The organism is Suicoccus acidiformans (assembly GCF_003546865.1).
GTDB classification, from domain to species: Bacteria; Bacillota; Bacilli; order Lactobacillales; family Aerococcaceae; genus Suicoccus; species Suicoccus acidiformans.
The window spans coordinates 2179797-2192606 of sequence record NZ_CP023434.1 but is presented as its reverse complement, the minus strand read 5'-3'; the positions used below and the strand labels follow the sequence as shown (position 1 = coordinate 2192606).

At 35.9% G+C, this 12810-nt stretch carries 7 protein-coding genes and 5 pseudogenes; 6 read left to right on the top strand and 6 right to left on the bottom strand.

Annotation, left to right across the window (positions count from 1 at the left end; all coding sequences use genetic code 11):
• Window positions 1-36 precede the first annotated feature (36 nt).
• A pseudogene (locus CL176_RS10320) lies at window positions 37-2112 on the top strand (hypothetical protein); the annotation flags it as partial.
• Window positions 2113-2281: 169 nt separating this feature from the next.
• Here the strand turns inward: CL176_RS10320 and CL176_RS10315 are convergent.
• From CL176_RS10315 to CL176_RS10300, 4 genes and pseudogenes are all read right to left on the bottom strand, one after another.
• A pseudogene (locus CL176_RS10315) lies at window positions 2282-3690 on the bottom strand (IS1182 family transposase).
• A 130-nt stretch (window positions 3691-3820) separates the two neighbouring features.
• Window positions 3821-4161, bottom strand: a pseudogene (locus CL176_RS10310) (LbetaH domain-containing protein); the annotation flags it as partial.
• The gene (locus CL176_RS10305) at window positions 4158-4997 is read right to left on the bottom strand and encodes a nucleotidyltransferase domain-containing protein (RefSeq protein WP_118991212.1); all 840 of its coding nucleotides are present in this window, start codon (window positions 4995-4997) and stop codon (window positions 4158-4160) included. The gene CL176_RS10305 and the pseudogene CL176_RS10310, both read right to left, overlap by 4 nt.
• A pseudogene (locus tag CL176_RS10300) lies at window positions 4987-5757 on the bottom strand (MFS transporter); the annotation flags it as partial. The pseudogene CL176_RS10300 and the gene CL176_RS10305, both read right to left, overlap by 11 nt.
• A gap of 102 nt (window positions 5758-5859) precedes the next feature.
• Here CL176_RS10300 and CL176_RS13125 point away from each other — a divergent pair.
• From CL176_RS13125 to CL176_RS10280, 5 genes and pseudogenes are all read left to right on the top strand, one after another.
• Window positions 5860-6793: pseudogene (locus tag CL176_RS13125) on the top strand (DDE-type integrase/transposase/recombinase).
• Window positions 6794-6925: 132 nt separating this feature from the next.
• Entirely contained in the window at window positions 6926-7912 is a 987-nt protein-coding gene (locus tag CL176_RS10290; protein WP_118991211.1) for a hypothetical protein, read from the top strand.
• Between the two features lie 129 nt (window positions 7913-8041).
• A complete protein-coding gene (locus CL176_RS12395) occupies window positions 8042-8314 on the top strand; it encodes a hypothetical protein (RefSeq protein ID WP_162890962.1) in 273 nt (90 codons plus the stop codon).
• A gap of 28 nt (window positions 8315-8342) precedes the next feature.
• Complete coding sequence (locus CL176_RS10285; protein WP_240430545.1) at window positions 8343-9212, top strand: type II restriction endonuclease; 870 nt, start codon at window positions 8343-8345, stop codon at window positions 9210-9212.
• 163 nt (window positions 9213-9375) lie between these two features.
• Window positions 9376-10698: an ISL3 family transposase gene (locus tag CL176_RS10280; RefSeq protein ID WP_118989665.1), complete on the top strand. Its 1323-nt coding sequence runs from the start codon at window positions 9376-9378 to the stop codon at window positions 10696-10698.
• 66 nt (window positions 10699-10764) lie between these two features.
• Here CL176_RS10280 and CL176_RS10275 read toward each other — a convergent pair whose 3' ends face one another.
• Together CL176_RS10275 and CL176_RS10270 are read right to left on the bottom strand one after the other, a co-directional pair.
• Window positions 10765-11676, bottom strand: coding sequence for a DNA adenine methylase (locus tag CL176_RS10275; RefSeq protein WP_118991210.1), 912 nt, complete (start codon window positions 11674-11676; stop codon window positions 10765-10767).
• A gap of 141 nt (window positions 11677-11817) precedes the next feature.
• On the bottom strand, window positions 11818-12393 hold the full coding sequence (locus CL176_RS10270; protein ID WP_118991209.1) for a hypothetical protein: 576 nt from the start codon (window positions 12391-12393) through the stop codon (window positions 11818-11820).
• Window positions 12394-12810 lie beyond the last annotated feature (417 nt).

The window sequence follows — 12810 nt, the reverse complement described above, 5'->3', positions numbered from 1 at the left end:
AGAAAAACTCTCAGCCCTTTTGAAATGGGAGGGAAAATGAATCAAGAAGTCTTACTACAAATGATGAGAGCCACCATTCCTCGTGATAGAGCCCTGCTTGAGGCATTTTTATATTACCAAGCAGAGCATTTTGATGAGGAGTGGGATAGTCTTATTCGTCAGTTTATGACCAATAGGCAGGGAATCAAAAGATCTGTTCAGGTACTTCACTTTGAGACAGATGTTTCAGCTTTTGTCCAGGCTAGTCCTTATGATACTGCTCATGATCTATTGACCTATACACAAGTTTTCGGCCAAACTGGTCTCCAAAAACTCGACAAACTATCGCCGTCTGAAAAAGACTTGGTGATTGAAGTGGCCTTGTTCAATCTGGCCACTCGTTTTCAACTATTAGACTCAAATGGACACTACCAAACTATTTCACCAGATTCTCTATTACAAAAGAGTAGGGGAGCTAATTTGGTCAATGTGTATCGTGTGGCTAATAATTTAGCGGATCGGATCAGCCGAGATATTGAACAGTTTCTCTTAACTTACGAGCCTGATCTTGAAACAAGAGCTGATGAAACTATTCTAGAAAATGAAGAAACTGTTGATGAGCACAAAACAAGTGTTCATCAAGCAATATCTTTTCGAGAAGAGGGCTCTCTGGTTATTGCTCGTTTGGATGTAGATTTGTCTCAACTAGATGTTCAAACAGGAAAAACCAGTCATCTGCCTGCCTATGAAGAGTTGTCATTACGACGTAAATTTGAGATTCTAACTTATTTTGACCAAATTCGTAATGAACGTTCCAAAGTCCCAAGTTTTAGACGAGGTGATTTTGATACTGATATGGAAATGATACCAGTCTTTGAGGGAGAAGAGTTACTAACCTATCTAGAGGCTAATGGTAGTCCCTATGAGCTGAAACGAACGCTGACCACAGTCGAAGAAAAGGAATTAGAAAAAATTGGACGAGCCATTAGGATAGAAAATCAAGAAAAATTGACTCAGCTAGGGATTGAGCTATCTCAGTTTGACCAAGACCAAGTCGGCATTTTATTGGATGCCGCAGGTCGTTTTCGTTTGAAAAATTCGGACCTTGCTTTATTAGGTGGTTATCCCAAAGCCTCGGTAACTCAACTAGCCCTTGCGACAGAACTACTCCAAATGGGACTAAATCATGAAAAGGTTGAATTTTTCTTTGGCAGTCAACTATCTTTAGAAGAGTTGCGACAGGTTGCTTATGCCTTTTTACACCAAGAACTCAGCAGAGAAGATGCGGAACAATTTGAAAAAGATAAAGGTAATCAGCCAGATTTAACCCTCAGAGATTGGAAGAGCAAGCTAGAGAAAGCTGAGTCGAAAGTAGTGGTTGATGAAGAATTTGCGAATAATCCACTAGTCCAGAGAGTATTGGACACTTATCCTCTGGGGTCATTGGTTTCCTATAAGGGACAGGACTTTGAGGTCATGTCGGTCAGCGATGCTCGATTGAACGGTTTGATTCGGATTGAGTTAGTCAATGACTTTTCGGATATCATTGAACAAAATCCAGTTCTTTATGTGAGGACCTGGGAAGAAGTCAGTCAGGCACTTCATCAGCTAAAGGCAGAACCACAAACAGAGTTAGAAGAAGCGGACCAAGAACTAAATCTTTTTTCATTTCTGGAAGAGGAGCCAGTTCAGAGTATTGGACTATTGGAACCAGATGGTTCAGAAAAAGGTCATAACGATACTGATCTTGAAGAAACAGATAATCAAATTCCTGAAGAGGAAGTCGTCGAAACAATTCCAGAGATTCCAGTAATGGACTTTTATTTTCCAGAAGATATGACGGACTTTTATCCAAAGACTGCTAGAGATAAGGTTGAGACAAACATTGCGGCCATTCGTTTGGTTAAAACACTTGAAACGGGACACCGTCAGGCAAGTAAAAATGAACAAGAACTCCTTGCCAAGTATGTAGGCTGGGGTGGACTAGCCAATGAATTTTTTGATGACTATAATCCAAAATTTTCTAAGGAACGAGAAGAACTGAAAAGCTTAGTCACAGATAAAGAGTATTCGGATATGAAACAGTCCTCTCTGACAGCCTATTATACAGACCCTACCCTTATCCGTCAGATGTTGTATATGTCAAGTGAAAAAGGGACCACCTTGCCGTTGAAAAAGGGACCACCCTTTGGGGACTGCTGATAAACCTCAGGTATTTCTGTGAGCGGGCCCCAACAATTGTAAAAAATAGAGGTCATGAGTTTCACCAATTCAATCGGGTGACTCATTGCCTCTATTATTTTTACTTATTTGCTTCTTTTTCTTCCTTTAATTTGATTATTCGCTTCATATTCGTTATGAATATAGTTGCACCTACTTGTAAAGTCACGCCTAATAAACCGACACTTTTGGCTTGTTTCATACCATGTCGGTTCTTTAATTCACCATGCTTGCCCTCAATCATATAGCGCGTCTTAGCTTTCTCTTTAAATCGATCTGTTTCCTGGAAACTCGCTTGATGTCGATGTAAGTTACTTTGAATAGTTACAGAATATGATTTGGACTTCGCGCCTACTTTATAACATCCTTCTTGAATTGGACATATCTTACATTTCTCCACATCAAAGAAATAGACCTCACGTTGATTTTCTTTGGCATCTTTTCTTCCTTGGCGAGCTTTGCGAATAGCTAAGTGACCTGCGGTACATTGGTAGCGTTCAGCATCCTTGTTATAATCCCATTTATTTTCATCTTCGCGATAACCGTCCATAACAGCAGAATTCAATTGTGAGACTAAATCAAAATTATGTTTTAAAGCATATTCAATATTGCGCTTACAAGAGTATGCTTTGTCTGCTGTGATCGCTTCAATTTCCATGCCATTATTACGTGACTTTTCATAGAGCTGCTTCATTTCAGGGCATCTGCTCTCTCGCCAGATGTTACAATAGCTGCTGTAATAATTCGATCGCCACTTATACCGATAGGGGTCTTATATCCGAAGAATGAACTATCTGCAGACTTATGCCCAAGTTTCGTATCGTCCTTGCTTAGAGAGTGTAAATTGTTCAGATCATCTTCGACTGATTCAATTAAATGGTTTAACTTCTATTTGATGGCTTCATAAGCAAGTAATTCTGGCTTCTGTTCCATCATTTGGATGAGTGATTGACAGTAATCAAGCTCACTTTGTCGATTGTCTTCATCATGACGAGGCGGAAGCTCTTCCTTAATTGAGTCATCTACTTTATAAATAGCTTTACGTAATTGTTTGGCACGTTCATGGAGAACTTCTTGAGGTTTTCTCGATTTATAAATGGAGTGAGTATGCGTGGCATCCATAATTAGATCTTTACTTTCGAGTACACCTTCATCAAGCGCTATCTCAACAGCCTTTTGAATAGGTATATCTAGAAGTGTCTCGTCTTTGATATATTGGCGTTGAAATTTCGAGAGCGTAGATGCGTCAATGGGGGTATCTTCCGGGGCTAAGCCCAAAAAGTACTTAAAAGACATGTCATACCGTGCTCTTTCAACAAGATCTCTATCTGATAAATCATACATTATCTTAAGGAGTAGATATTTAAGTAACTGAATGGGGCATTCAGCAGGACGACCATTGTCGGGCGAGTATTTGGTAGACAACTCCTCATAAATGAAGCTAAAGTCCACCCTGTCATTCATTTGACGAAGAATATGATCCTCAGGAATTAATAAATCATATAACTCTGACTACAAACTTAAGAGCAAAGATGTTTGATTTACCAGTATTTTTGGCACCTCCATTTAGTATGATTATATCAAAAGCGTTCCAAAATACCGAATCGCTCGGATATTTTGGAACGCTTGTTTGGGGTTTTTCAGCAGCCTCTTCAATTGTAGGAGTCACTTTTTCCCATCCATTGCCGAAGATATTAAAGGGATAGGTTGTAGCTCCATCCATTCATAATAAACTTAACACCCTCTGCAATCGCACAGAACTTACCTATTATCAGTTTATCCCCCCATAAATTCATAATGGTGCTTAATATTATCATAAAATTTCTCAGGTGAGTTTTTGTTATCACTATAATAAGTATATTCGCCAATTTCTACATTAGGGCGTTTAGGCAAATTACTTATATAGCAAACGCTCTTTATATTCTCGTTAGGATAAAGTTTTTTCTTATCTGGTCCAGTCATTGAACATGGTCTCCTTTCAGGTATTTAACCTCATTTACTAGTCTTTGAAGAATCTCTATTCCTTTTCTTGTACACTCTACATCAGTTGATATTAAGGAAATAACCTTATCGACCCTTTCCTTGTAATCGCTTGGCTTGGTCTTAAAATCTTCAATCATCTTAACAGCCTTTTTTTCATTTATACAGTATTCTTTGTTTACTGCAAATAAGACTTGATTAAGGGAAGATATGCTTCGAAAGCAATGCCCACAAACATAGGATACATCGTCTTTATCTATATTGTTCTCAGCAAACATTAATGAGAAACCTGCCTCAAACATAAAAAATTCGGTTAATCCTTTCTGCAAAGCGGTTGGATAACGTTCTGCCTGATTTTTTAATTCGCATAAGCTTTCATTCTTAGCATATAGTATTTTGCTAATCGCTAATTCTCCTCGATACATAGCACTTATATATCCATGGGGATGCCCTGTCTGATAATTAGCAGTAACAATTCCTTGCTCCGTATCTTTGATTATTTGTTCCACCCGTTTTATATCACGTAAAATCAAGTCAACATGATACCCATTTATAACTAACCATCCGCCGCCATTAATCCAATCGCCCCACGCTCCGGGAGGTACAACAAGGTTATTTCTATTCTCATCATCCAACCCTGTAGCAATTTGATTAATCGCTGTAATGTCAAATGATTCTGATTTGTAATAGATTCCGATATCTATATCAGAATCCTCTGTATGGGTACCTCTTGCACGGGAACCCCCTAATACGATGCCTTCTATATAAGGCAAAGAGGATAGTTTTTCTGTCACTGATTGAATAATATTATCTATCATACGAGCACACTCCTTTATTTTTTTTTAAATCTAATTTTCTAACCTCAGTTATCATTGGGCAAACTATAGTAATGCCAATAATTAAAATACCTGATAGTAAAGACCAATGATTTACACCGATTTTATCAGCAAAGAATCCAGAAAGAATTAACCCAATTGGCATAGCAAGTGACATGATACTTCCGGTCAAAGAAAATACACGTCCTAAATATTCAGGCTTAATTTTCTCCTGAAAAAAAGCTGTTTGCACACCGCTATAAAATGGCACCGAAAGCCCCATTATTGCACAGCAAACTACAAATATTACAAATCCATTTGGAGGAAGTATTCTCAAAACGGCTAAACTGGCCTCCATTATAAAAAATGAACTAGTTATTAGTAATACACGCTTTTCGAAGCTCCCTAATCTTCCTAACAATAAGCCTCCTGCTAGCATTCCAAAGGCAAAGGAAATTTCCGTAATAGAAGTATGCACAGGTGTTCCATTAAAGTATTCCATGCTTATTAAAGGAAATGGTGCATTAATTGGCATATAAACAAAAGTATATAGTGTTCCTAAAAGTAATAAGGCAAACAATCCTTTGTTTTGTCACAGAACGACAATTCCTTCTTTCATTTCTATTATGAAATTTGGTTCCAAACTTTGTACTTGATTACCCAGCTTAGGTATACGTCCAATTGCTACCGTAATAGATGCAATCACAGCACCTAATACTTCGATGGCAATAATAGCATTTAAATCCCAAACGGAGTATAAAAGTTGTTATGAGATAATACATATGTGACATAAAACAAATAAAAAAGAGACCCCTCTGTTATAATAGATTTGTGAACAATTATAAACATAGAAAGGATCTCTTATATGTCTATTATAACAGAAGGTATGAAACATCGCGAACGAATTGTTAAGTATGCCATTAAAGTGAATAATAATGCCGCAGCCGCAAGGAGATATCATAAATCCAGGCAATATGTTCAGAGATGGCGACAAAGGTATGATGGATCAATTGAATCCTTGCGAAAGAAGTCTACTCGTCCTAAATCACATCCTAACCAACATACACAGGATGAATTAGATCTGATTAAACACATGCATAGGCACCATAGACACCGTGGGTTAGCTCACGTCTACCGCAAATGCAAAGATGAGGGCTACACCAGGTCTTATGATTCCCTGTGCCGACAAATCAGAAAGATGGGTCTAGGCAAGCCTTCAAAAGCCAAGAAAAAACGCAAGAAGCAGAAAGAAAAGCCTAAATACACTCATCCTGGTCAACTGGTTCAAATTGATGTTAAATACGTTCCTGTGAACTCTATCGGCTTTGTGAGTCACCATAAAAGATACTACCAAATCACGGCCATAGACGCTTATTCACGCAAGAGGGCGCTGAAGTCTGATGAATGAAAATAGCACCTATACAACCTCTGAATTCGTTCTCACTTTGGAAGAGGAAATGGGCTTTAAGATTGACAAGATACAAACTGACAACGGGAAAGAATTTACCAACGACCCTCAGGAAACCGATAAGAAATCAAGGTTTCAAAAGATCTTAAATTTCTTGGATATCGACTATCAAACGACTGCTCCTTATAGTCCTTGGCAGAACGGGTTGGTAGAGAGGAGTCACCGAGAAGACGAAACAAGATTCTATTCAAGAAGACGTTTTTCCAGTGAAGAGGAGCTAGAAAAAGCTTTAAGAAGGTACAATACAAGCTACAATAATACCTACCGGAAGATTTTAAATTTCAAGAATCCAAATGAAGTTGTCGCTGAATTTTTTGAAAAAGTAGGTTAGCTATTATATATTTCTTCCAAGTTTCGTCAAGGCACGCTTCGCTCTAAAGGCCTTGACAAAACTTTCCAGAAGTATTCTGATTGTTTAACTGCTTTTCCACAAACTATTTTTCAGAGCTTGTGTCATAAATGTTTGACTTCTCTACACTTAAGAGGTATAATTCATCTATTTTATGTTGACGAAAATAGAATATCTCAAGAGGATTCCATCTTACTGCCAAAAGGATATACCAATAATACTCTAGTAATATCAGCAATTCTTTTTTTGCTTTATGGATATGATTTTTCTGAGTACAGTGAGGAAATCAAAAAAGAAATAAAAAATGCCAAGAAGATAGCAATTAGAGAATACATTAAAAACAAGCAAAATTCTTACGCAGAATCTTATAAAGCGCTAGATGATAAGCTAAAAAGTATAGCAGGTAGTATTGATGGCATTAGTGTTGAAGAATTAAGCAATCAACTTACTAAACTTGAAAATAAATTACAAGAGTCAATGGATAAACGTCAAAACATTTTGATTCAGATTAAAGATTTAAATAGCGTGTTATATGAGCTTGAGGTACTTTCTTCAAGATATGATGCATTAAAGACACAGTACGTATCTGATATAAAAAGGTTAACTCTAATTCTTGAAGGTGAACAAATCCATAAAGAACTAAGCGAAGAATGCCACGATGAGAATTGTCCATTTTGTGATCAGCCTATTGAGTATAAAGGCATTTCATCATACAAAGAAACAGTTAACAATGAATTGCTAAGACTAATTAAGCAAGCAAACGATTTAGAAAAAACAATAAAAGAAGTTGTAGAAGACAAAAGTCATTTAAGAAAGCAAATTTCTCAGCTGAGAGTAAAAAAAGATGAAATTAATAGTAAAATCAGTTTTAATTTGTCGCCTTTAATCAATGATATTAAAGACACAATTTCCCAGATTACTGAATACGAAAAGATTGACTCTCAACTTCAATCACTACAGAAGATTGTTGAAGACTGGAATGATGATCTTATTGAGTTAGAGAAAGAAGATAGAACTAAAACTTTAGAGTTTCTTCCAAAAAGTTATTTTGATGATAGTACAATCAGAGTAATAAATAATTTGTTAAATAAAATTTTATAGGAGGCCAATTATGACAGATTTGTTTCTGCAAGATTTGATTTAACAAAATTTGATATTAAAATTGATGGTAATCCAAAAAGCAGTTTTGGACAAGGCTATAAAGCATATTTAAATACGATTGTAATACTTATGTTAAGGGAACTATTATATCATTCAGGAATTTATAGCTTAAATATAACTCTGATTGATACTCCTCTATTAGGTCTTGACCAGGGTTCAGCTGAAGCCGCTAGTGAAAATATGCGAACGGGATTATTCGAATATATGTCTAGCAATCAAGATAAGGGGCAAATCATTGTTGTTGAAAATTCTAGGAGCTTACCTTATTTAAATTTTCAATCTCGAGGTGTTAATTTAATAGAATTAACAGAGAAAAATGGGTTTTTACCTAGTCCAGACTAACACAATTCAAAAGGGAGACACTTATAGAATGACAAAAGAAAACAAAATCGATATAATACAAAAACACACAGATATTATCATAAGCACAATTACAAAACATTTACCAACTACAGAAGAAGAGTGGGAGTTAGTTGGTTTTGTTAATAAAAAAGATGATATTTATACCTTTGGTAACGATTCGAAAATATTAGGTAGATTATTTGAAGTTATTACTTTTGACGCACTTGAAAAATCTGCGAATGAACTAGGATTCCAATTAGGTATGTCCGAGAAACAAACTGTATATCCAGACTACTATTTTTTTGATAGCATTGGTAATAAAATTGGAATTGATGTGAAAACTACTTATCGAAGATCAGAAAAAGCTAAATTTGGATTTACAGGTGGAAGTTTTACAAGTTTTATGCGGAACGGAACGAAAAATATAGTTGGTCATTACGACGATTATAAAGCTCACTATATTTTAGGAGTTGTATATGTTAGAGAGGAAAAACCAACCCACGGTAGGGTGAAATTAGATAAGCGAACAGGTATTATTCCGGCATATAAAGATGTTGAAGTTTTTGTTCAAGAAAAATTTAGGATTTGTGGAGATAAAAAAGGGAGTGGAAATACTGATAATATAGGAACAATTAAAGCCAGTAACATTCAGCCATTTGTATATGGCGCTGGTCCATTTTCCTATTTAGGAGAAGATGTTTTTAACCACTACTGGACAAACCACCCAAGATATACAGATTCAAAGGAAGTTAGAGATTCTCTTTTTACTGATTTATCTTCTTATATTTCATGGATCAGAAAAACAGATTCAAAACAAGCTAGTATTTTACAAGATAAATACGATCAGTACCTTGTTGATTATAGGAAGCAAACTGAACTAGGAAATATTGATTATTAATATTTAGCATTATTGATCCACATAAAAACTTCCACTATTCTAATAAATTGAGGTTCTAAAATAAATACGGTTGATGGAAATTTCTCGACCGTTTTTAAGTGCAAAAAACGCAGATGTTCTTTAATATTAAAGTTGACCCAATAATAAAGGAGAACATCTACGTATGAATCATTTTATCGAAAAAACCTTCCAATTAAAAGACAAAAACATTGAAATCGATATGGATTATTGTGAAGAGATAGAATTCAAAGGGCGAACATCGCTCTTTTATCGAGGAACATTGGCATATAAACCGGAGGCTTGTCCTCATTGTGGCATTGCCAATAATGATTATGTCATTGTCAGTAATGGAAAACGCTCCTCTCGTCTGACATTAACAGCCAAATCAGGCTTACCTGCTTACTTAATCCTAGCTAAGCAACGCTTTTTATGCAAAGCCTGTGGGCGGTCATTTACAGCGAAGACATCCATCGTTAATCCTGACTGCTATATTACGAATCAAGTCAAACAACAGATTATGGACCGCGCCACAAGAGTCACTTGTGAAACAGATATCGCCAAAGATACTTTTGTATCACCAAATACAGTCCGACGGGTGATTCATGAAACCGCTCGAGCTATTCGAATACGGTCCACTGAACAGTTGCCTAAGCATCTATCCTTTGATGAATTTAAAAGCGTTAAGTCGGTTAAAGCAGCGATGAGCTTCATCTGTTGTGATACACTGTCACATAAAATCGTAGATGTGGTCGAAGACAGAAAAACACACTCACTCAGTGCTTATTTCTCAAGGTTTAGTCGCCAAGCACGTTACCAAGTTCAAACCATTACGATAGATATGTACGAACCATACATGCACCTGGCAAAGCGATGGTTTCCAAATGCAAAGATTATTCTTGATCCGTTCCATTTAATTCAAGCCTTAAATCGCGAATTAGATCGGACACGAATTCGTTACATGAACGAGGTTCGTTATAAAGATTCAAGACTCTATAATAAACTTAAGCGTTATTGGAAATTAATACTCAAACCAAAAAGCGACTTAATGTCTACTGAATACCATCGCTTCCCACTGTTTGATTGGTTAACCAATACTCGTAGCATTGTGGACTATCTCATTCAGCACGACGACGTCTTGAAGGATACCTATCAAATGGTGCATCAATTGGGCGATGCCTTAAGGGATAGGAACTGGCAACGATATCAAGAGATTTTGGCACAAAGCCGGTCCATGACACTTTCAAAAGGCTTAAGGCGTGTATTAAGGACGTTCAGAAAGTATGGGGAATATATCCATAACACACTCACACATGCAGGCCTTAGTAATGGTCCTATCGAAGGGATTAATAATAAGATTAAACTACTCAAACGCAATGGTTATGGTTACAGAAACTTCAGTCATTTTAGAGACAGAATATTACTCATGTGCCGACTTTATGAACCTAAGAACAAAGAAAAAGATCAAGCAACAAATTTAGTCGCTTGACCTTAAATTTACTCATCAACCCTATTTGACAAAGAGCCTAAATTGAATAATGGAAGTTTTAATTTTTTATAATAACGCCAACTGCTCAAAAGGCTCTCTAACTTCTTGATAGTTAACATTTTTTTCGCTTACTATTAATGCCTCGATCATTTTGTTTCTATTCGCCTCTTTTGCCCCTACATGATAAAAATGTTCAGTAGTTAGCAATACACCTTTGTCCCATTCTAATATATGATCATTTTTTCTATATTTATTCTCGTACCACATACTAAACGCATACCCTGCATCACAATGTTGAGCTAAATAAGCAAGTTGGTTAGCAAGTTCCTCGTTCCACGAATCGTAATAACCATCATGTCTATTAATATAAGGAGGATCTAAATATATAAAATCTCCTTCTTCTACCATTTCAAAAATCTCTTCGAAAGAAACGCAAAGAAAATCCCATTCCTTATTCTTCATAGTTTCTTGTACCCATTTTACTTGATTGCAAATCTTAGTAATTAATGCCTGTTGAAATCTCTGAGGTTTCCTTCCAAACGGTACATTATACTCTCCTTTTGAATTGAATCTAATCATACCATTAAAGTTGGATCTTTGTAAAAATAGAAAATCTAAAGAAGAATGTGTTTTGTTGAATCTGTTTCTCACTTCATAATAATATGAAGTCTTATCGTTTGGGGTTTGAGATAATTTATATCCCTCTTCTTTTAGATACTCATGCACAATATGAGGGGTAATCGTACCATCTTGCACATCTTTATAAAATTGAATTATATATGGATTGGTATCACTAAACACAGCTCTTTGAGGGGCTATGTTAAATCCTACAACTCCAGAACCCATAAATGGTTCAAAATAAGTTCCTTCACCATCCCATTTAACAGATTCCGTTATAAAAGGTACTAACTTCGTTTTTATTCCTTGAATCTTAATCGGCGGTACTTGAGGGATATTTATTTTTCGTGGCAAAAGCAATTATATCACCTTTCTTTACTTAAGAATACCTAGTAACCTCAACTTTATCAAGGTATAAATTAATTCTAAGAGCCTTTTCAATTTACTTTTATCTAAAATGATTATACCATAAAACAAGAGCAAATGTTCCCTTTTTATTTTTTACTCAAATAATGGATATTCAAAATCTCCTAAATTACTTTTTACTACTTCAAGCAATTCGGGATTATCATTTGAAATGTCATAATGGATATGCTCATCGGCAATGTCTCGTAAAGCCTTCAAATTTTTCTTATGATCGTTAGTAGTCAATAAAACAATTTTTGAAGAACCTGTATGACTAATATTATTTAATAATTGATTCAAATATTTTTCCTTACCTGGAAACAGAACTGTTTCTATAGGGAAGTATAAAACAAAATCGAATCTCTCCCCGATCGTATGTCTAACTATCGAATCCACATATTTAGAAAAAGTTATTTCCATATTTCCAACTGAGTATACTTTTTGTCCGCTAATTTTCGAAGGTAAATGTTTATTATGAAAAGCTCCATTAATAATTTCAGCAATTCTGCCTAGTTCAGAGCATCTAATCATGCCATTCTTATATCTTTCATTTAACCCATTTAATACCATCCGAACTTTTGCATCATCGTCTAATCCCGTGATTAAAATGCTTTTCTTTTCACTATCCAAAAACTCTACAAATTGATTCATATATTTTTCAAAGTCAGTCATAGTAATCTCCCTCCCTAAATGTACTCTTGTATATTATAGCAAAAAAATAACAGTTACTCTTGTTAAACAAGTAGCCGTGGGTATTTTAACGCTCTAGCAAACAATTTAACATACCCACCCTCTCGACTTCCCTCGGATGCAACCCTCCATCTCAACCATCAATCTCCACCTCTCAACCAACTAAAAAAGCCCTGATATAATCGCTTTACTTTCCAGTAAAAACACTATATCAAGGCTTTTTCCCTTTATTAAATTGTAAGCTTTGAACCGTTATCATTTTGCCGCCATTTGGGAACATGGACCACTCCCCACATACATCTTAAACTTTTACAGCTTAAAATCAAGAATTCCAATTACCAGACACAGTAAAAGCAAAAACGGGGTCTCAAAACACTTTCGGAACATTCAGAAACCCCG